This is a genomic window from Tardiphaga sp. 619_E2_N8_4 (assembly GCF_051810905.1).
In the GTDB taxonomy this organism is placed as follows: Bacteria; Pseudomonadota; Alphaproteobacteria; order Rhizobiales; family Xanthobacteraceae; genus Tardiphaga; species Tardiphaga robiniae.
Genome location: NZ_JBPWQJ010000001.1, coordinates 5,768,331 through 5,788,189 on the forward strand (window position 1 = coordinate 5,768,331; position 19,859 = coordinate 5,788,189).

Below are 19,859 nucleotides of genomic sequence, written 5' to 3' on the forward strand. Positions count from 1 at the left end.
GTCCCCGCGCAGGCGGGGACCCATAACCACGGTCAACGCGGTTAGGCGGCAGAGTTACAACGGTCAGCGTTCTAACCAAATCTCTAGAGTGTATGGGTCCCCGCCTGCGCGGGGACGACAGCGGAGAGGTTCTCACGCCCCATACCGCGCCAGCACCGGCCAGGTCTCCACGCCGATATTATGCCCGACCACGTGATAGTCCGCGTGCAAATTTACCGTGGGATCGCAATGCGTGGTCAGCAGCAATACGCGGCTACCGAGTTTCGGCGCTTCCGCGCCTGATGGCATCGTGATCATGCCATGTTCGTCGCCGCCGAAGCGATAGGTCGACCCTTCCGGCACACCTAACATCAGCGACGGCACCGGGCCGTTGAAGGCCATCGCCTTGACGCCGGCATCCACGGTGAATTCGCCGGCACGATTCACCGAGGTGACCGTGGCGAGAATGAACAGACTTGGATCGTAAGGCAGCGCGCCACCCTCGTGCTCCAACTTGCCGTAGTCAGAATCCATGAACACGTAGGAACCGACCTGCAGCTCCGTATAGGTGCCCGTGACATCATAGGCGCAGGCGCCCGTGCCACTGCCGGTGACGATCTCCGCCTTGATGCCGGCTTCCGTCAGTACATGCAGATGCTCGTCGAGCATCGCGCGCACGCGCGCAGCACCTGCCCTGCGCTCCTGCGAGTCGATCATGTGCTGCACATGACCGGCGAAACCCTGGATGCCACTGAAATTCATGCCCGGCGTGGCTTCGATCAGTTGCGCGAGCGCGAGCGTCGATGCGGTATCGACCACACCGGTACGGCGCTGACCGACATCGATATCGATCAGCACCTGCAGCTGACGGCTGCCGGCATCGAGCAATTCATGCAGCACGTGAATCTGGTCGGCGTGATCGACGACGATGCTGATATCGGATTGGTCGGCGACAGCGGCCAGACGCGCGAGCTTCGGTCGGTCGGCGACAGGTGTCGTCAGCAGCAGCCCTGTGATGCCAGCCTGCGCAAAGGCCTCGATCTCGGCGACCGTCGCGCAGGAAATGCCGACAGCGCCAGCCTCGATCTGCATCTGCGCGATACGCGTCGATTTGTGAGTCTTGGCATGTGGGCGAAGCGCAACGCCGTTCGCTTTGGCGAACTCGGCCATGGCCGTGATGTTGCGCTGAAGAGCAGACGCATCCAGCACCAGCGCAGGCGTCTGGATATCCGCAAAAGCTGGCAGATTGGGATCGAGCATCTTTGGCATCACAGCAGCTTTGCGCCAAAGTTCTTCGCCAGGTCCATTTCCGCAGCGAGCTTGCCTGACGGCGTCGCGGCCCTGCCGCCCTCGCGCAGCATCAGGCGTCCCTCGCCCGGCTTGCTGGTGAACGTATCGCCATCGACCAGCACGCGGCCGCGCAACAACACCTTCTCGGGCCAGCCGATGACGGTGCGGCCGGAGAACGGCGAGAAGCCGGTGAGATCGTGCATCATCTCGTCCGTCAGCGTCACCTTGCGCGCGGGATCCCAGATCGCGATGTCGGCATCGTTGCCGATGGCGATCGAGCCCTTCTTCGGCAGATTGTAGATCTGCGCCGGTGCGGTCGATGTCAGCTCGACGAATTTCGAGAGACCAAGACGCCCCTTCGACACCATCGCGTCGAACAGCAGTGGCAGGCGCACTTCGAGGCCCGGCAGACCGTTGGCGACCTGCTTGAATGTCGGGTTCGGCCCGGCGCGCAGCTTGCCGGTCTCGTCATAGCGATACGGCGCGTGATCCGACGAGATCAGTTGCAGATCGCCGAGCGCCAGCGCGTGCCACAGCGCCTCCTGATCGTCCGTGGTGCGCGCCGGCGGGCTGCACATCCATTTCGCGCCCTCGGCGCCGGGCTTGTCCATGTCCTCGGCGGTGAGGAACAGATATTGCGGACAGGTCTCGGCGAAAATCTTGACGCCGCGGCCGCGCGCCTCGCGGATCACGGCAGCGCCTTCGCGGGTCGAGACGTGGAAGATCATCACCGGCTGGTCGAGCAATTCGCTGAACGCGATCAGCCGCGTGAAGGCTTCGGATTCCGACACGCGCGCATGGCTGACGGCGTGATATTTCGGCGCGATGTAGCCCTTGTCGATCAGGCGCTTCACCATCCAGGCGATGACGCCGTGATTTTCTGCATGGACGCAGACCAGCGCCTTCGCCTCACGCGCAGCGGCGAGGATATCCAGCAGCTTCTCGTCATCGACCTTGAGCCGGTCATAGGTCATGAAAATCTTGATCGAGGAATGGCCCTGCTTCACCAGCGCCGGAATATCCTCGGCGATGACCTTGTCGGTCACATCCGACACGATGATGTGGAAGGCGTAGTCGATCATCGCGCCCTTCCTTGCAAGCGCCGTATAGTCGGTGACGACCTCTTGCACATCCATCCCGACATGCTGGGCGGCAAAGGAGATCACGCTGGTGGTGCCGCCGAAAGCTGCAGAGCGCGTCGCGCTCTCGAAAGTGTCAGCATTCATGATGCCGGCTGCGGAGAGCTGTTCGATATGGGCATGGGCATCGACGCCGCCTGGCAATACCAGCTTGCCTGTTGCATCGATCTCCGTCTTGCCGGCTGCAAGCCCGCTGCCCAGTGCCACGACGGTCTCGCCGGTAATACCAACATCGGCGGCAAATACATCGCTCGATGTGGCGACGGTGCCACCGCGGATTACGAGGTCGTAGACGGGATCGGACAAGGGCAGAACTCCAGGGATGAGATCAGATATGCGAACATTTTACAGGCTTTGACGGTCGGCACTTTCCGGTAATACTGCTGTCCTGACAAGGAGCCGAATATGCAGCCCCGCAAGAAGATTCTGGTGGTCAATCCGAACAGCAATCCGCAGGTGACGCGCAACCTCGCCGAAGCACTGCAACCGGTGATGTTCGAGGCCGGGCCCGAGATCGAATGCGTCACGCTGGCGGAAGGACCATTGGGCGTGCAGACGCAGGCCGATCTCGAAAGCGTCACGATACCGCTGAGCCGGCTGGTGGCCGCGGACAATTCCGCCGATGCCTTCGTCATCGCCTGCTATTCCGATCCCGGCCTGCATGTCTGCCGCGAGGCGACGCAACGCCCGGTGTTCGGCATCGCCGAATCCGGCGTGCTGACGGCACTGTCGCGCGGCGACCGCTTCGGCGTCATCGCGGTGGCGCAGGGCTCGATCGGCCGGCACATGCGTTATCTCCGCCAGATGTGCCTGATGGATCGCTTCGCCGGCGAACGACCGCTCAACATGAGTGTGGCGGAAGCTGCCTCCGGCGACGACACGCTGGCGCGCATGATCAAGGTCGGCCGCCAGTTGAAGGACGAGGACGGCGCCAACGCCGTGGTGATGGGCTGCGCGGGCATGTCGCGTCATCGCAGCGCGCTTGAGGATGCGCTCGGCATTCCGGTGATCGATCCGACCCAGGCTGCGGTGAGCATGGCCATCGGCACGGTGATGTTTCAGTAGCGGATTTCACTCCGGCGGGAATGCGCTCCCTCGCCCCGCACTGCGCGGGGAGAGGGTCGGGGTGAGGGGCGAGGCACGAACTCAGCCTTAACTCTACAGCAAGCGAACTGCTCGACGATCGACACGAGAATCCGACATTAACGCGACTGCGGTGAACCGCCCCTCACTCGCCGCGAAGACGCGGCGACCTCTCCCCGCGCAAAGCGGGGAGAGGTTAGGTCAGTGCTTCTCGTCGATTTAAGAGCGTCGCCTTACTCCGGCGGCAGAACCACGCCCGTCTGGCTGGTGATCCGGCCATAGTGCTCGATGCGGCGGTGACGCTTGAAGTCGAAGATCGTGTCCTTGCCGAACTTCGTGTCATCGAGATCGACGGTGCAGACCAGCAGCTCATCGCCTTCGGTCTTGGCTTCGGCGAGAATGACGCCGTTGGGATCGACGATCAGTGAGCCGCCGATCAGGGGATGACCGTCTTCATCTCCGGCCTTGGCGACGGCGACCACGAAGGTCGAGTTCTGATAGGCGCCGGCCTGCACCGACAGGCGGTTGTGGAACAGGCGCTGCTCCGGGCCCTCGACCGACTTCTGCGAATTCACCGACGGCGTGTTGTAGCCGAGCACGATCATCTCGACGCCCTGCAAGCCCATCACGCGATAGGATTCCGGCCAGCGGCGGTCGTTACACACCATCATGCCGAAGATGCCGCCCAGCGCGCGGAAGACGGGAAAGCCGAGGTCGCCCGGTTCGAAATAACGCTTTTCCAGATGCTGGAAGGCACGCTCGGTATCGAATTCGACATGGCCGGGCAGATGCACCTTGCGATATTTGCCGACGATCTTGCCGGTCTTGTCGGTGAGGATCTGGGTGTTGAAGTGATGGCCGTCGGGGGTCAGTTCGGCATAGCCGATCGAGAGTGCGATACCGGCCTTGGCGGCGGCGTCGAATAGCGGCTGGGTCGCGGCGTTCGGCATCTCCGACTCGAACCAGGTGTCGACCTCCTTCTGGTCGGTCATGTACCAGCGCGGGAAAAATGTCGTCAGCGCCAGTTCCGGATAGACGACGAGATCAGCGCCCTTCACCCTGGCGTCGTCCAGCAGCGCCAGCATGCGCTTGACCACGGCCTCGCGGCTTTCGGCTTTCTGAATTGGGCCCAGTTGGGCAGCGGCGACGGTAAGCTTACGCATAAAATTATCCGGGTTCGGGTTGCGTGCGGTTTGTACCAGAACCGAAAGCAATGATCGAGCCAACACGAGGCCCTTCCGGCCCGCTGGGACCGGGCGGCCCAGACAGGCCTGATCCGGGCCTTCGCCCCCTGCCTCATTTGGTCCGGAACACAACACGATTGATCCGGTTGTGCTGACACCTGATGCCCTCGTCCAAACATTGGAAAAATCATGAAACGCCGCACCCTTATTGCCGCGAGCCTGTTGCTCGTGTCCTCCGCCCTCGCCCCAGCCGTTTACGCGCAGTCCGTCGGCGAAAAGACGGGAGTCAATTCCGTTCTCGGTGTCAGCCCGAGCACCCCTGATTTCGTCAAGCAGGTCGCGATCAGCGACATGTTCGAGATCCAGTCCAACACGCTGGCGGAAAGCAAGGGAAATGCCGCCGAGAAATCCTTTGCAGCTATGATGGTGAAAGATCACACCAAGACCAGCACCGAGCTGAAGGCGATGGTCAGCAGCGGCAAGGTTAAGGCCGAACTTCCGCCAGCGCTCGACAGCGCGCATCAGAGTAAGCTCGACAAGTTGAAGGAACAAAGCGGAGCTGACTTCAGCAAGAACTTCAATTCGGTCCAGGTCGACGCCCACAAGGACGCGGTTGACTTGTTCGAGCGCTACGCCAAAAGCGGCGACAATGCCGAATTGAAGGAATGGGCCGGAAAGACGCTGCCGGCGCTGAAGCATCACCTCGAAATGGCGCAGAACCTCAGCAAGTAGCGCCTGCCCAACGCCGAACTCCCTGAGGCCCGCGAACGCAATCGCGGGCCCTTCTCCCGGTAACTTCTGCGAGACATCCCATGGCCAAATCATCGATGCCCAAAAGCGGCACCACCAATGCAACGATTCACGATCAGACGCTCATTCGCGGTGAAGGCGGCGAACTCCATCAGATAGCCGGACCAGAGGACGCGTTGCTGACGACCGCCCAGGGCGGCCCGGTTTTCGACGATCAAAACTCGCTCAAGGCCGGATCGCGCGGACCGACATTGCTCGAGGACTTTCACTTTCGTGAAAAGATCTTCCATTTCGATCACGAGCGGATTCCCGAGCGCGTGGTGCATGCACGCGGTTACGCGGCGCACGGCTTCTTCGAAAATTACGGTTCACTGGCCAAGCATACCCGCGCAGATCTGTTTCAGCGCGCAGGCGAGCGAACCCCCGCCTTCGTTCGATTCTCGACGGTCGCGGGCAGCAAGGGCTCGTTCGACCTCGCACGCGACGTGCGCGGCTTTGCCGTCAAAATCTATACCCAAGAGGGCAACTGGGACCTGGTCGGCAACAACATCCCGGTGTTCTTCATCCAGGATGCAATCAAGTTTCCCGATCTGGTCCATGCCGTGAAGGAAGAGCCCGACAGCGCCTTCCCTCAGGCGCAGTCGGCGCATGACAACTTCTGGGATTTCATTTCGCTGACGCCCGAAAGCATGCACATGGTCATGTGGCAGATGTCGGACCGAACGATTCCCCGCTCTTTCCGCTTTATGGAGGGGTTCGGCGTCCATACGTTCCGCTTCGTAAACGCCAAGGACGAATCGACCTTCGTCAAATTCCACTGGAAGCCGAAGCTCGGTCTGCAATCGGTGCTGTGGAACGAGGCCGTCAAGATCAACGGCGCCGATCCGGATTTTCATCGCCGCGACTTGTGGAGCGCTATCCAGTCCGGCGACTATCCCGAATGGGAGCTGCGGGTGCAGCTATTCAACAACGAGTTTGCTGACAAATTCGATTTCGACGTGCTCGACCCCACCAAGATCATCCCCGAAGAACTCGTGCCCCCGATCGCTATCGGCCGTCTGGTGCTGGACCGCATGCCGGACAATTTCTTTGCTGAGACCGAGCAGGTCGCGTTCATGACGCAGAATGTTCCGCCCGGCATCGACTTCACCAATGACCCACTGCTGCAAGGCCGCAACTTCTCCTATCTGGATACACAGCTGAAGCGGCTCGGCAGTCCGAACTTCACCCATATCCCGATCAATGCTCCGAAATGTCCGTTCGGACATTTCCAGCAGGACGGGCACATGGCCATGCGCAACCCGGTCGGTCGCGTCAACTACCAGCCAAATTCGTTCGGCGTAGGCCCGCGCGAGTCAACCGCCAAAGGCTTCAAGACATTTGCTGACATAGAGCAAGGCGCGAAGCGTCGGCTGCGCGCGGAGAGCTTTGCGGATCACTACAGCCAGGCACGGCAGTTCTTCATCAGCCAGACCAGGGGCGAGCAACACCATATTGCTGCAGCGCTGACTTTCGAATTGAGCAAAGTGAAGACACCGGTGATCCGCGAGCGCATGGTCGCGCATCTCCTGAACATCGATGAAGGACTGGCCAACAGGGTCGGCACCATGCTGGGTCTTCCGACGATGCCGAAGCCTGCTGACGCGGCGATGCCCACGCGGCAGGATCTGGCGGAGTCGCCAGCGCTCAGCATTGTCGCAAATGGCCCGCAGCGTTTCGAGGGCCGCAAGCTCGGCATCCTCGTCACCGACGGGGTCGATGCCAAGCTGCTTGCCGCCCTGCAAGGCGCGGTGACGGAGGCCGGCGCAACATACGAGATCATTGCGCCAAAGGTGAACGGCGTTGAAGCCAGCGATGGCAGCCTGGTCGCCGCCGACCAGATGATCGATGGTGGCCCGTCCGTTCTCTATGACGCAGTGGCCTTGCTCCCGGCGGAAGCCGGAATCGACGACCTCTTGCAGGAATCAACCGCCCGCGACTTCGTCACCGACGCCTTTGCCCACTGCAAGTTTATCGGACATTCCGAGGCCGCCGAGCGGTTGTTCGCCAAGGTGGGAATCGCGGACGACCTCGATGAAGGCGTCGTTGCGCTGGGCAGCGCCGACGACGTGCCGGGCTTCATGGACAAGCTGGCCAAGCTGCGGCTCTGGAGCCGCGAACCGAGCGTCAAGATGCGCTGAAGCATGCGGTTGCCCGCCCTGTGTGCGGGCCGGCATAACTTTTGAGCAAAGCTTTCAGGTCGAAGCAATGGCGCGGCATTTTATGCTGCGCCATTGCTATGTCTTGCAAGAATTCTCTGAGCCGCCGCAGCATTAGGGAATGACTTGGCCGCCGGTTATGCCCTAGGTTGCGCGGGCTATGCGCTGGTTCCATCTGCGCAGGCACGACGCAGGAGACTTCGACACCATGACCCGCCTGGAAATGACCCGCCGCACGGCGCTGCTGACCTCCGCCGCCATTGCTGCCAATGTCGCGAACCCGCTACGCGCCTTCGCGCAGGAAACGCCCCGCAAGGGCGGCGTGTTCAACGTCCATTACGGTGCAGAACAGCGTCAGCTCAACCCCAGCATTCAGGCCTCCACCGGCGTTTACATCATCGGCGGCAAGATCCAGGAAGCACTGGTCGATCTCGACGCCAATGGCCAGCCGGTCGGCGTGCTCGCGGAGAGCTGGGAATCCACGCCGGACGGCAAGACCATCACCTTCAAGTTGCGCAAGGGCGTGACCTGGCACGACGGCAAGCCGTTCACCTCGGCCGACGTCCAATTCACCGCCATGAACATGTGGAAGAAGATCCTCAATTACGGATCAACCCTGCAGCTGTTCCTCACCGCTGTCGAAACGCCGGACGCGCAGACCGCGATCTTCAAATATGAGCGCCCGATGCCGCTCGGCCTGCTGCTGCGCGCGCTGCCGGACCTCGGCTACATCTCCGCCAAGCATCTCTATGAGGGCAGCAGCGACATCCGGCAGAACCCGACCAACCTCGCCCCGGTCGGCACCGGCCCCTTCAAGTTCGTCAAATACGAGCGCGGCCAATACATCATCGCCGAGCGCAACGAGAACTACTGGCGCCCCAATGCACCCTATCTCGACCGTATCGTCTGGAAGGTCGTCACCGACCGCGCTGCCGCTGCCGCCCAGATGGAAGCCGGCGACATCCAGTACAGCCCGTTCACCGGTCTCACGATTTCCGACACGGCACGGCTCTCCAAGGACAAGCGCTTCATCGTCTCCACAAAGGGCAATGAAGGCAACGCGCGCACCAACACCATCGAGTTCAACTTCCGCCGCAAGGAGCTCGCGGATATCCGCGTTCGCCGCGCCATCGCGCATGCGATCAACGTGCCGTTCTTCATCGAGAACTTCCTCGGCGATTTCGCCAAGCTCGGCACCGGCCCGATCCCCTCGGTCTCCACCGACTTCTATCCGGGTCCGGATACGCCGCAATATCCCTACGACAAGAAGAAGGCGATCGCGCTGCTCGACGAGGCCGGCTTCAAACCGGGTGCCGGCGGCACCCGCTTCTCGCTGCGTCTGCTGCCCGCGCCCTGGGGCGAGGACATCTCGCTGTGGGCGACCTTCATCCAGCAGTCGCTGGGCGAAGTCGGCATTCCCGTCGAGATTGTCCGCAACGACGGCGGCGGCTTCCTGAAGCAGGTCTATGACGATCACGCCTTCGACCTCTCAACCGGCTGGCACCAGTATCGCAACGATCCCGCCGTCTCGACCACGGTCTGGTATCGCTCGGGCCAGCCGAAGGGCGCGCCCTGGACCAACCAGTGGGACTGGAAGAATGAAGCCATCGACAAGGTGATCGACGACGCGGCCACCGAGATCGACCCGGTCAAGCGCAAGGCGCTCTACGCGACCTTCGTCAAGGAAGCCAACACCGAATTGCCGGTGTGGATGCCGATCGAACAGATCTTCGTCACGGTGATTACGGCCAAGGCGCGTAACCATTCCAACACGCCGCGCTGGGGATCGTCGAGCTGGCACGATCTTTGGCTTTCCGCCTGAGCCAAACTTCGCCACAATAGCCAGATGCGCATCCTGAGCCTTGCGGGGCGGCGGCTCGCCGCCTCGATACCCACACTATTCCTGATCCTGATCGGCGTGTTCCTGCTGCTGCAATTCGCACCGGGAGACACCGTCGATGCCATGATGGCGCAGATGGGCGGCGGCGATGCCGCGACCGCGCGCGAGCTGCGCAAGTTCTATGGGCTCGACCTTTCGATCCCGATGCAGCTCGGCAACTATCTGTGGCGACTGATCCGCCTCGATCTCGGCTTCTCCTCGATCTATGGCAAGCCGGTCGCCACCGTGATCCTCGAACGGCTGCCGCCGACGATCCTGCTGATGACCGCGTCGCTGTCCTTTGCGTTTTTCTTCGGCCTGCTGCTTGGCGTCGTCGCCGCGCGCGGCGTCAACAAATGGCCGGATACGCTGATCTCCACCCTCGGCCTCGTCTTCTACGCCACGCCGTCATTCTGGTTCGGCCTAATGGCCATCGTGGTGTTCTCGATCTATCTGCAATGGCTGCCGGCCGGTGGCTTCGAGGATATCGGCGCCGTACAGACCGGATTTGGCCGCACCATCGACATCGCGCTGCATCTGATCCTGCCGACGCTGACACTGGGCCTGATCTTCCTCGCGATTTATCTGCGCATCATGCGCGCCTCGATGCTGGAAGCGCTCAACCTCGATTTCGTGCGCACCGCGCGCGCCAAGGGCCTCGACGAGACCCGCGTGGTGGTGAAACACGTGCTGCGCAATGCGCTGCTGCCGATGGTGACGCTGATCGGTCTGCAGGCCGGCACCATGCTCGGCGGCTCGGTCGTGGTCGAAAGCGTATTCTCCCTGCCCGGCCTCGGACGGCTGGCTTATGAGTCTGTCGTGCAGCGCGATCTGAACACGCTGCTCGGCATCGTCTTCGTCTCGGCGCTTCTCGTGATCCTCGTCAACTTCCTCGTCGACCTTCTCTATGCGCGGCTCGATCCGCGTATCCAGGCGGAGGCGTGAGATGATGGACGCGATCAAACGTTATTTCCGCAGCCCGGCCGCCGTCGTGGGCCTGCTGCTCCTGCTGGTGGTCATCGTGATGGCGATCACCGCGAGCTGGATCTATCCGCGCGATCCGCTGGCGCTGGCCGGTCGGCCGCTGATCTGGCCGTTCTCCAATCCGCGCTTCCTATTGGGCACCGATAATTCCGGCCGCGATATCGCCGCGCAGATTTTCTACGGTGCGCGCATCTCGCTGTTGATCGGCGGCGTCGCGACTGTCATCGCCGTGGTCATCGGCGTGCTGATCGGCGCCTTTGCCGGCTATTATGGCGGCTGGGTCGATACGGTCTTGATGCGCATCACCGAGGCGTTCCAGACCCTGCCGAATTTCGTGCTGCTGCTGGTGCTCGTCGCCGTATTCGGCTCGACCATCACCACCGTCACCATCGCGGTCGGCATCGTATCATGGCCGGCACCGGCGCGGCTGACGCGCGCCGAATTCATGTCGCTGCGCAGCCGTGAATTCGTGCAGGCCGGACGCACGCTGGGCATGAAAGACATTCAGCTCATTCTGGGCGAGATCCTGCCCAATGCGCTGCCGCCCGTGATCGTCTATGCCAGCGTGGTGATGGCGTTGTCGATCCTGCTGGAAAGCGCACTCGCCTTCCTGCGTCTCTCTGATCCCAACGTGGCGTCATGGGGCAACCTCATTGGTCTCGGCCGCGACGTGCTGCGCGTGCAGTGGTATGTCTCCGCAATCCCCGGCATCGCCATCCTGCTCACGGTGCTCGCCGTATCGCTGGTCGGCCAGGGCCTCAACGATGCGCTTAATCCGAGACTGAAAAGCCGATGAGCGCCGTGGACAATCCGATCCTCACCATCGACGGCCTCAGCGTGAAGCTGCCCAAGGGCGCCGACCGCTCGCATGCGCTTGGCGGCGTCTCCATGGCGATTGCCGCCAACGAGATCGTCTGCGTGGTCGGCGAGTCCGGCTCCGGCAAGTCTGTCATGGCCAATGCCATCATGCGACTGCTGCCCGGCGAAGTCGCCATCGATGGCGGCCGCGTGCTGTTCGAGGGCAAGGATCTCGCCAGCGCGTCGAATGCCGAGATGCGCAAGGTGCGGGGCGCCGGCATCGCGATGATCTTCCAGGAGCCGATGACGGCGCTCAATCCGCTGCGCACCATCGGCGACCAGATCGGCGAGATGTTCGAGATCCATACCGAACTCTCGAAGGCCGAGATCAAGGCGCGCGTGCTGGCACTGCTGCAGGATGTGCACATTCCCGATCCCGCCCAGGCCGCACGTGCCTATCCGCACGAACTCTCCGGCGGCCAGCGCCAGCGCGCGATGATCGCCATGGCGCTCGCTCTTGATCCGCGGCTGTTGATTGCCGACGAGCCGACCACCGCGCTCGACGTCACCACGCAGGCGCAGATCCTGAAACTGATCAAGGAATTGCAGAGCCGCAGGAGTACCGCGGTGCTGTTCATCACCCACGATTTTGGCGTCGTCGCCGAGATCGCCGACAGGGTCGTGGTGATGCAGCACGGCAATGTGGTCGAACAAGGCGCGGTCAAGGACGTGCTGACCAATCCCCAGCATCCCTATACGCAACAGCTGATCGCCGCGGTGCCACCGCTGACGGCGCCGCCGCCGCGCGCACTGTCCGACGACGTCATCCTGACGCTCGACAACGTGTCGAAGACCTATCGCAATGGCGGCTTTCTCGGCCGCGGCGTGCGCGTAACCCATGCGGTGAAGTCTGTGTCGTTGAAACTGCCACGCGGTGCGACGCTCGGCATTGTCGGCGAGTCAGGTTCGGGCAAATCGACGCTGGCCCGCTGCATCATCAGGCTGATCGATCCCGATAGCGGCGCGATCGTGCTGGAAGGCAAGGACTGGGCGAAGCTCACGCGCGACGAGGTGCGCCGCGAGACCAAACACATCCAGATGGTGTTTCAGGACCCGTTCGCCTCGCTGAACCCGCGCCGCAAGGCCGGCGATCTCGTGGCGCAAGGCCCGATCGTGCACGGTACGCCGCGTGCTGATGCCATGGCGCAAGCGAAAGAACTGTTCAGGCTGGTCGGTCTTGATCCTTCCGCGATCGATCGCTTCCCGCACGAATTCTCCGGCGGCCAGCGCCAGCGCATCGGCCTCGCGCGTGCGCTCGCGCTGAAGCCCGACGTGCTGGTGGCCGACGAGGCTGTCTCGGCGCTCGACGTCTCCGTGCAGGCGCAGGTGCTGAAGATGCTGCACGAACTGCGCGAGCGGCTTGGGCTCTCGATCGTCTTCATCACGCACGATCTGCGCGTTGCCGCGCAGATCTGTGATCTCGTCGCTGTGATGAAGGACGGCGAAGTCGTCGAGCACGGACTGGCCGGCGAAGTGTTCGGCAATCCGCAGCATGCCTATACGCAGGCCCTGCTGGCTTCGATCCCCGGCGGCGACTTTGCGCGCAGCCGGAAGCCGGTGACGGTGTAGCTCCATCCCTCATGGTGAGGAGCGCGCACTTGCGCGCGTCTCGAACCATGAGATGGCTAGGTTCCGAGCTCGCGCCCATCCTTCGAGACGCCGCTGCGCGGCTCCTCAGGATGAGGGCTGAGTGTGTGGCGTACGCTAAGCCATCTCCTTCGCGTCCCTGCGGCGATAGACCAGCAGCATGAAGGGCGCGAGCAGACGCATGAGCCCATGCGCCGCAATCGGCACCGGCTCGGAGAATGGCAGCGCCAGTTCGCTCTCCGGCACACCGCGCACCACCTTCGAGAATTCATCGCCGAGCGCCACCGACAGTGCGACGCCGCGGCCGTTGCAGCCGGTCCAGCCATAGGCATTCGGCCCGAGTCTATGCATGCGCGGCAGGAAGTCCGTGGTCATGCCGACATAGCCGTTCCAGACATAGTCGAACTGGACATCGCCTATCTGTGGCCACAGCCGCTTCAGACGTTCCGCGACCATAACTTTCAGCCGCTCCGTCTTGTCGCCGAGCCCAACGACATTGCCGCCGGTGACGAGGCGATTGCGCGCGTCGTAGCGCGCGAAATAGAGCTCACCATGCGTGTCGGACATCGACTGCCGACCGGGGATGATGGTCTTGCGCGCCTCGTCCGACAGCGGCTGCGTCGCCATCTGCCAGGACAGCACCGGCATCACCTCACTCGCGATGCCCGGAGAGAGCTGCTTGGAGAATTCCCCGGTATAGGCATTGGTGGCGACGATCAGGCTACGCGCGCTGACTTGGCCATTCTTCGTCCTGACAATCCAGCGATCGCCCTTGCGCTCGTAACTCTCCACCGGCGAGCGCGCATAGATGCGGCCGCCCTGCTCCAGCACCACACGCGCAAGACCGCGCGCCAGCGCCAGCGGATTGATATGGCCGCCGGTCTTGTTCCAGAAGCCGCCGAACCACGCATCGGAGCCGAGCAGCCCGCGCATCTGCTCGCGTGACAGCAGCTCCACCGGCGCGCCGTGCTTCGACCACTGCCGCACGCGGCGCTCGGCGATCTTGATGCGGCCGGGCGAATGCACCGGCTGGATCCAGCCGTTCTGTTCGGCCTCGGCCTGGATCTGATAACGGCGCGTGAGGTCGAACAGGATCGAGGCGCTGTCGCGGATCAGCCCGACGAGGCGCTCGCCGGCGGCGCCGTAGCGCTTGATGATGTCTTCGGGATCGGGCCGCGACAGTGTCGGAATCACCTGACCGTTATTGCGCCCCGAGGCGCCCCATCCGGGCTCCATCGCCTCGACAACCGCAACATCGATACCGGCTTCGCGCAGATGCAGCGCCGTCGAGAGCCCCGTGAAGCCACCGCCGATGACGACCACATCGGCTTCGACCGGGCCTCTCAATTCCGGCAAATCAGGACCGGGAGGCGTGACGCCGGCCCAGAGCGACTTCGGCCAGGGCACGTTTGCGGTATCCATCGTCACGCCTTTCTGCAGCATCAATCGGGCATTGCGCCGCGCAACCGAACATAACCGTTCTCTTGCGGCACCCCTGCATTCTGCATAGTTTACGGCCCTGATCCATTGCAAGGTAATGAGCACGTGACGCTGAAAAACATCGTTGGAATCGACCACGCCGTGGTCGTCGTCAAGGACCTCGACGCTGCTGCTGCGAACTGGAAGAGCCTCGGCTTTACAGTGTCGCCGCGCGGCACCCACAGCGCCAAGATGGGCTCCGGCAATTACACCATGATGCTCGGCCCGGACTATGTGGAGCTGCTGGGCGTGCTTAACGAGACCGAGCACAACGCGCCGACGCGGGCGTTTCTCGCCAAGCGCGGCGACGGCATCGAGCGCATCGCCTTCACCACCACCGACGCCGCTGTCGGCGCCGAGGAAATCCGCGCGCGCGGTTACACGCCGATCGGCCCGACCGATTTCGAACGCCCGGTGACGATGCCGGACGGCAGCCTGAGCGCGGCGAAATTTGCCACCTATCAGTGGCCCTATGAAGAAGCGCCCGGTGGCCTCCGCATCTTCGCCTGCCAGCACAAGACCCGCGAGACGGTCTGGATTCCCGAGCTGCAGGTGCATGCCAACACGGCCAAGCGCCTGAAGAAGGTGTTCATCGTCACGCCGGAGCCGGAGAAGGACGCGCAGCATATGGCGAAGCTGATCGACGGCGCTGCAAAGACGGAAGCCGATGGCGCCGTGACCGTGCCGTCAGGCGGCGACCGCGCCGACTTCGTGTTCGTCACCAAGGACGTGCTTGCGAAACACTTCCCAGGCACATCGCTGGCCGGCATTCCGGAGCGCGGCGGCATTTCGCTGGTGTTCGGCGTGGCTGATATTGCAGCGGCGGAGAAGGCCGTTGGTTCGGCCGGAAGCCGCAGCGATGTCGGCGTCGTCGTGCCGCCGAGCAAGGGCAATGGCGTGCTGCTGGCGTTTGTGAAGGATTGAGAGGGCGCACTGCCCCCTCCTCGTCATCCCCGGGCTTGACCCGGGGATCCATCTTTTTGAAGATGACCGGTGCGAAAGATGGATGGCCGGGTCAAGCCCGGCCATGACAGCGTAAAGCACGAGCGCCATTGCTCATCGTTACTATCGCAACGATTAGGCCCGCACCGGCGCCTCACCCAAATCCCAGAACAAACCCGCCATGATGTTCAGCGCCTGTTCCGTCACCGGCAGGAGAATGTGCTCATCGGGCGCGTGCTGCGAGCAGCCGGGATAGGAATGCGGCACCCACACGGTGGGCAGACCGAGAATATCCGTGAATACGTCGTTCGGCAGCGAGCCGCCGAAATTCGGCAACAGCGCCGGCGCGCTACCCGTGGTCTTGCGAACGGATTCGACGGCCCAGCCCACCCATGGATTGTCGATATCGGTGCGCGAGGCCGAAAAATATTGCGACTGGCTCACTTTGATATCAGCGAAGCCGTTTTCAGCGAGATGCTTCTGAATCGCCGGCACGACATTCTCGATATCGGTGCCAACCACGAAGCGCAGCTGCAGCACCGCGCCGGCCTTGCCGGGAATGGCATTGGCGGGATTGTTGATATTGCCCGCATTGATCGCCAGCACTTCCAGCGTATTCCAGGCATAGAGCCGCTCCGCCGGCGATAGTCCGTCCTCACCCCAATTCTCGGAGAGCGCAGGTTCATCGGCGGTCGGCGCGACGATCACATCCGCCAGAGCCGCACGGACCTGGTTGGAAATGCGCGGCGGCTTCAATGCGTCGAGCAGGATGCGGCCGTTGCTGTCGACCAGCGTCGCTATCGCCGAAGCGAGGATCGTCGCGGGATTGGCGAGCAGCCCGCCCCAGTTGCCGGAATGATGCGCGCCGTCACGCAGTTCGATATCGAGGTGAATGCGGCGGCCGCCGCGGCAGCCGAGGAAGATCGTCGGACGCTCCGCCGACAACCGTGGGCCGTCGGAGGCGAGAAACAGATCGGCCTTCAGCGCATCGCGATGGGCTTCGCAGACCTTGGGCAGATCGGGTGAGCCGATCTCCTCACCCATCTCGATAATGAACTTAGCATTGAAGCCGAGCTTGCCACCGCGCGCTTCATGCACAGCCCGGAGGGCCGCGATGTTGATTGCATGCTGGCCTTTATTATCGGCGGTGCCGCGGCCATAGACGCGTTCTCCCACCGTCGTGCAGCGCCACGGATCGAGCCCGTCGCGCCATTCGCCTTCCATGCCGGGGACCACATCACCATGGCCATACATCAGCACGGTCGGAAGATCGTCGCTCTCGTGATAGGTCGCGAGCAGATGGGGTCCGCGTCCCGATGGCGACGGGATGATCTGCGTGGTGAAGCCGAGCGCCGTGAAGGTCGGCGTCAGTTCCTGCTCGAGATAGGCGCGCAGATCGTCGGCGCGCTTGTCGCTCTGGCTCTCGGTCTTGTAGCCCACCATGCGATCGAGCGTGGCGAGGAAGTCACCTGACGTGAATTGCGCGTTGACCCGCGCAATGGCATCAATTCGTGTCATCTCAGAGCGACGCCATCACGGCTTCGGCCTCGGTCAGCAGCCGGTCGGCATTGGCTTCCGTGAAGACCAGCGGCGGGCGCACCTTCAGAACATTGGCATGGGGACCAGTCGCCGAAATCAATACGCGGCGTGCACGCAGGCCATTGACTACGGCAGATGCCGCGGCGGCATCCGGCTCCTTGGTACTGCGATCCTTCACGAGTTCAACGCCGACATAAAGCCCCGAACCACGAACATCGCCGATCTGCTCATATTTCTTCGCCAGCGCATGGAAGCCGTCGCGCAGGATATTGCCGACGCGGAGCGAATTCTCGACCAGCTTCTCGTCGCGAATGACGTTCAGCACGGCCTGTGCGGCCGCCATCGCCACCGTATTGCCGCCGAACGTGTTGAAGTAGCGGTTGTCGCGGCCGAATTTCTCGACGATCTCCGGCAGCATCACGGCGGCAGCGACGGGGTAGCCATTGCCCATCGGCTTGCCCATGGTGATGATATCAGGCGTGATGCCGTGGCGCTGATAGCCCCACAGTTTCTCGCCGCTACGGCCGAAGCCGGACTGCACTTCATCGGCGATGAACACGCCGCCAGCCTTGTGCACGACATCGATCACCGGCTTCAGCACGTCGGTGGGATGCGAGAAGATGCCATCGGACGAGAACATCGAATCCGCGATGAAGGCGGCAACACCGACGCCGCGACGCTGCAGGTCGACGATTTGCTCGGAAACTTTTTCCGCCATCCATGCACCGATCTTCTCCGGCGCGATGCGATAGGAATCCGGCGCGGGCACGCGGCGCACATAGGTGCCGAGTGGCGAATACGGCCCGAGCGACGGCGAGAAGCCCGCGGTCAGCTCCGAATTGCCGTGATAGGCCTCCTCGGTGATGATGATGCCCTGATTGCCGGTGTGATGCTTGGCCATGCGGATGGCGAGATCGTTGGCTTCCGAGCCGGTGCAGGTGAACATCACATGGCGCTTCGGCCCGTCGAACGTGCCGAGCAGGTCCTCGGCGTAATCGAGAATGCCCTTCTGGATGTAGCGCGTATGGGTGCAGATGGTCTGCGCCTGCTTAGTGATGGCATCAACCACGCGCGGGTGGCAGTGGCCGACCGACACCACATTATTATAGGCGTCGAGATATTCGTTGCCCTCTGAATCATAGAGCAGCACGCCTTTGGCGCGCGCGACCTCGACGGGGTTGCTGTAGAACAGCCGGTAGGCCGGGCCGAGTAACTCAGTGCGGCGCGTGACGAGCTTGCGGCTCTCTTCGGTGAGGCCGGTTGCCGTGGCGGGGTCGAAGCCGTTGACCATCTTGCCGCGCGGGGCGCTGGTGACTGCGGTCATGTTCTTGTTTCCTTTGGAAGCAGGGTCGGATGTGGCGGAGATTATCTGGCGAAGTCCATCAACTGATCGGAGATCTCGTCCATCGAGCGAGCGATGAACCAGTCCATCTGCACCCAGGTCTGCTCATTGTTGCGCAGGACATAGGCGGCGACGGACGGCACCCGGTTGGCCATGGCCGTGGACAGCAGCAGCCGCGTCGCCAGACGCGAGAAGATCAGATGCGGAATGAGGCTGAGTTCTTCCGCGGTCAGATCGGCTATCGAGAGATAGCCCTTGAGCAGATCGCGGCCATCGGCAAAGACATCGCCCTTCATCGCGACGGGCAACTGATTGAGCATCGCCGTCGACGCATCGATGGCGATCGCGGTACGGACCGTATCGCCGAAATCGATGATGCCGCTCACGAAACCCGGCAGCGACGCATCGACGACAATGTTGGAGCGGGTGAAATCATTGTGCAGCACCTGCATGCGGCACTGTTTGAGCCGGGTTTCGATGGCGGCGAAGCGCTCCAGTGCAGCCTCGACCTTGCGGCGCTGTGCGGCATCGGTGATTTCCGCCAGCAGATCGCGCAGCGTCAGCAGATTCTTCACGTCCCATGCAACGACCCGGGAATCCGACGGATGGCTGAAATCCGCCAGTGCGAGGCGGAGCCGCGCCAGCAATTTGCCGATTTCTGCACGACCTGAGGCCGTGGACGGCACCTCGCTCAAAGGCTGACCTTCGAGATAGGACATCATCCGCACCTGGCGGTTCTGGCCGGCGCGGTCGAGATAGTTGAAATGCCGCTCGCCCTTGTCGTTGGGAATGACGCGCGGCACCGGCAGATCGGGCGCACGCGCCGCGACGTGATCGAGCACCTGCACCTGCAGATCAATCTCGGGAATGTCCTCGACGGGGTTCGCAACCTTCAGGATAAAGCGCGGCCCGCTTGTCGGCGCGATTCGGAAGGTGTCGTCCTTCTCGGTGGCAAAGCGCGTGGGACGGCCTTCGATGCCAAAACGCTCGCGGGCGAGATCGACGGCCTCATCATCCGTCATATTTATATACCATGCCGCGAGTCCGCCCTGCATTGCACCCGGACGCGCGGAAGACTCAACTGTCACCTGAACTGATCCATCTCGATTCGGAACCCGGCACGTCGCGACCGGTACGCGCGACCATAGCAACGCTGTTCCCGCTTGTCAGCGCGTCCGCGCGGATGCGGGCATTTTCGACGAATTAAGCCCGTATTTTCTGCCTTTGCTGCCCATTTGGGCATGGATGCCACGGAAGCCACATCCATCGCATATGCGCGGCATCGATCCGCCGGGCGCCGTCAACGCCTATAGCGTGGGCCGACCGACGATACAGCAGGCGACGGCGTAAGCGCCGTTGCTCTGGTCTTGGCTATTTGCCTCTGACGGCGCCGGCGCCGCGAACGTCGCTGATCGGCACACAGCTTTTCTTACGACGCTGGTTGTTCGGCGCACCTTGCACCTTCAGCACCTTGCCCGCCGAACACGAACCGTTGTCGACGAACACGGTCGCATACGGATCCATCATCAAAGGTTCGAAGGAGAGAAATTTTTGCGCGAAACACGGCTGGGCGACGGCCGTCAGGAACAGTCCAAGTAGAATAGTACGCACGACGATTATCTCACA

Annotated in this window: 16 protein-coding genes; 8 read left to right on the forward strand and 8 right to left on the reverse strand. The window is 62.6% G+C overall.

The window, feature by feature from the left end:
* Positions 1–132: 132 nt before the first annotated feature.
* Both AB8A23_RS27450 and hydA read right to left on the reverse strand, forming a co-directional pair.
* Entirely contained in the window at positions 133–1,239 is a 1,107-nt protein-coding gene (locus AB8A23_RS27450) for a DSD1 family PLP-dependent enzyme (protein WP_439057533.1), read from the reverse strand.
* A gap of 8 nt (positions 1,240–1,247) precedes the next feature.
* Positions 1,248–2,714, reverse strand: a complete 1,467-nt coding sequence (gene hydA, locus AB8A23_RS27455) for a dihydropyrimidinase (RefSeq protein WP_439057532.1) — start codon at positions 2,712–2,714, stop codon at positions 1,248–1,250.
* 99 nt (positions 2,715–2,813) lie between these two features.
* Here hydA and AB8A23_RS27460 point away from each other — a divergent pair, with 99 nt between their 5' ends.
* Entirely contained in the window at positions 2,814–3,473 is a 660-nt protein-coding gene (locus tag AB8A23_RS27460; RefSeq protein WP_170849729.1) for an aspartate/glutamate racemase family protein, read from the forward strand.
* Positions 3,474–3,724: 251 nt separating this feature from the next.
* On the opposite strand, the gene AB8A23_RS27465 is transcribed toward AB8A23_RS27460, so the two are convergent.
* A complete protein-coding gene (locus tag AB8A23_RS27465) occupies positions 3,725–4,654 on the reverse strand; it encodes an N-carbamoyl-D-amino-acid hydrolase (protein WP_175366879.1) in 930 nt (309 codons plus the stop codon).
* 210 nt (positions 4,655–4,864) lie between these two features.
* Between AB8A23_RS27465 and AB8A23_RS27470 the strand changes: the two genes are divergently transcribed.
* The 6 genes from AB8A23_RS27470 (at position 4,865) to AB8A23_RS27495 (ending at position 12,913) form a co-directional block, all read left to right on the forward strand.
* Positions 4,865–5,407: a DUF4142 domain-containing protein gene (locus AB8A23_RS27470; RefSeq protein WP_175366880.1), complete on the forward strand. Its 543-nt coding sequence runs from the start codon at positions 4,865–4,867 to the stop codon at positions 5,405–5,407.
* A gap of 80 nt (positions 5,408–5,487) precedes the next feature.
* Positions 5,488–7,605, forward strand: coding sequence for a catalase (locus AB8A23_RS27475; protein WP_439057531.1), 2,118 nt, complete (start codon positions 5,488–5,490; stop codon positions 7,603–7,605).
* A gap of 226 nt (positions 7,606–7,831) precedes the next feature.
* Positions 7,832–9,445 (forward strand): ABC transporter substrate-binding protein, encoded by a 1,614-nt coding sequence (locus AB8A23_RS27480; RefSeq protein WP_439057530.1) that lies wholly within the window; start codon positions 7,832–7,834, stop codon positions 9,443–9,445.
* Positions 9,446–9,469: 24 nt separating this feature from the next.
* The gene (locus tag AB8A23_RS27485) at positions 9,470–10,447 is read left to right on the forward strand and encodes an ABC transporter permease (RefSeq protein WP_439057529.1); all 978 of its coding nucleotides are present in this window, start codon (positions 9,470–9,472) and stop codon (positions 10,445–10,447) included.
* A 4-nt stretch (positions 10,448–10,451) separates the two neighbouring features.
* Positions 10,452–11,282 (forward strand): ABC transporter permease, encoded by an 831-nt coding sequence (locus AB8A23_RS27490; RefSeq protein WP_120289215.1) that lies wholly within the window; start codon positions 10,452–10,454, stop codon positions 11,280–11,282.
* Positions 11,279–12,913 (forward strand): ABC transporter ATP-binding protein, encoded by a 1,635-nt coding sequence (locus tag AB8A23_RS27495; RefSeq protein ID WP_439057528.1) that lies wholly within the window; start codon positions 11,279–11,281, stop codon positions 12,911–12,913. The genes AB8A23_RS27490 and AB8A23_RS27495 overlap by 4 nt, the downstream gene beginning before the upstream one ends.
* 135 nt (positions 12,914–13,048) lie before the next feature.
* On the opposite strand, the gene AB8A23_RS27500 is transcribed toward AB8A23_RS27495, so the two are convergent.
* On the reverse strand, positions 13,049–14,353 hold the full coding sequence (locus tag AB8A23_RS27500; RefSeq protein ID WP_439057527.1) for an NAD(P)/FAD-dependent oxidoreductase: 1,305 nt from the start codon (positions 14,351–14,353) through the stop codon (positions 13,049–13,051).
* A 123-nt stretch (positions 14,354–14,476) separates the two neighbouring features.
* On the opposite strand from AB8A23_RS27500, the gene AB8A23_RS27505 reads away from it, so the two are divergent.
* Positions 14,477–15,334, forward strand: a complete 858-nt coding sequence (locus tag AB8A23_RS27505; RefSeq protein WP_439057526.1) for a VOC family protein — start codon at positions 14,477–14,479, stop codon at positions 15,332–15,334.
* Positions 15,335–15,487: 153 nt separating this feature from the next.
* Here AB8A23_RS27505 and AB8A23_RS27510 read toward each other — a convergent pair whose 3' ends face one another.
* From AB8A23_RS27510 to AB8A23_RS27525, 4 genes are all read right to left on the reverse strand, one after another.
* Entirely contained in the window at positions 15,488–16,870 is a 1,383-nt protein-coding gene (locus AB8A23_RS27510) for a M20 family metallopeptidase (protein ID WP_439057525.1), read from the reverse strand.
* A 1-nt stretch (position 16,871) separates the two neighbouring features.
* A complete protein-coding gene (locus AB8A23_RS27515; protein ID WP_439057524.1) occupies positions 16,872–18,215 on the reverse strand; it encodes an aspartate aminotransferase family protein in 1,344 nt (447 codons plus the stop codon).
* 41 nt (positions 18,216–18,256) lie between these two features.
* Positions 18,257–19,255: a phosphotransferase gene (locus AB8A23_RS27520; protein WP_439057523.1), complete on the reverse strand. Its 999-nt coding sequence runs from the start codon at positions 19,253–19,255 to the stop codon at positions 18,257–18,259.
* Positions 19,256–19,604: 349 nt separating this feature from the next.
* Positions 19,605–19,844: a DUF6719 family protein gene (locus AB8A23_RS27525; RefSeq protein ID WP_093759180.1), complete on the reverse strand. Its 240-nt coding sequence runs from the start codon at positions 19,842–19,844 to the stop codon at positions 19,605–19,607.
* Positions 19,845–19,859: the final 15 nt, after the last annotated feature.

Excerpts from the sequence above, each read along its gene's own strand:
- AB8A23_RS27450 (WP_439057533.1), bottom strand. The coding sequence starts at position 1,239 with ATGCTCGATCCCAATCTGCCAGCTTTTGCGGATATCCAGACGCCTGCG.
- AB8A23_RS27460 (WP_170849729.1), top strand. The coding sequence starts at position 2,814 with ATGCAGCCCCGCAAGAAGATTCTGGTGGTCAATCCGAACAGCAATCCG.
- AB8A23_RS27465 (WP_175366879.1), bottom strand. The coding sequence starts at position 4,654 with ATGCGTAAGCTTACCGTCGCCGCTGCCCAACTGGGCCCAATTCAGAAA.
- AB8A23_RS27470 (WP_175366880.1), top strand. The coding sequence starts at position 4,865 with ATGAAACGCCGCACCCTTATTGCCGCGAGCCTGTTGCTCGTGTCCTCC.
- AB8A23_RS27475 (WP_439057531.1), top strand. The coding sequence starts at position 5,488 with ATGGCCAAATCATCGATGCCCAAAAGCGGCACCACCAATGCAACGATT.
- AB8A23_RS27480 (WP_439057530.1), top strand. The coding sequence starts at position 7,832 with ATGACCCGCCTGGAAATGACCCGCCGCACGGCGCTGCTGACCTCCGCC.
- AB8A23_RS27485 (WP_439057529.1), top strand. The coding sequence starts at position 9,470 with ATGCGCATCCTGAGCCTTGCGGGGCGGCGGCTCGCCGCCTCGATACCC.
- AB8A23_RS27490 (WP_120289215.1), top strand. The coding sequence starts at position 10,452 with ATGGACGCGATCAAACGTTATTTCCGCAGCCCGGCCGCCGTCGTGGGC.
- AB8A23_RS27495 (WP_439057528.1), top strand. The coding sequence starts at position 11,279 with ATGAGCGCCGTGGACAATCCGATCCTCACCATCGACGGCCTCAGCGTG.
- AB8A23_RS27500 (WP_439057527.1), bottom strand. The coding sequence starts at position 14,353 with ATGGATACCGCAAACGTGCCCTGGCCGAAGTCGCTCTGGGCCGGCGTC.
- AB8A23_RS27510 (WP_439057525.1), bottom strand. The coding sequence starts at position 16,870 with ATGACACGAATTGATGCCATTGCGCGGGTCAACGCGCAATTCACGTCA.
- AB8A23_RS27515 (WP_439057524.1), bottom strand. The coding sequence starts at position 18,215 with ATGACCGCAGTCACCAGCGCCCCGCGCGGCAAGATGGTCAACGGCTTC.
- AB8A23_RS27520 (WP_439057523.1), bottom strand. The coding sequence starts at position 19,255 with ATGACGGATGATGAGGCCGTCGATCTCGCCCGCGAGCGTTTTGGCATC.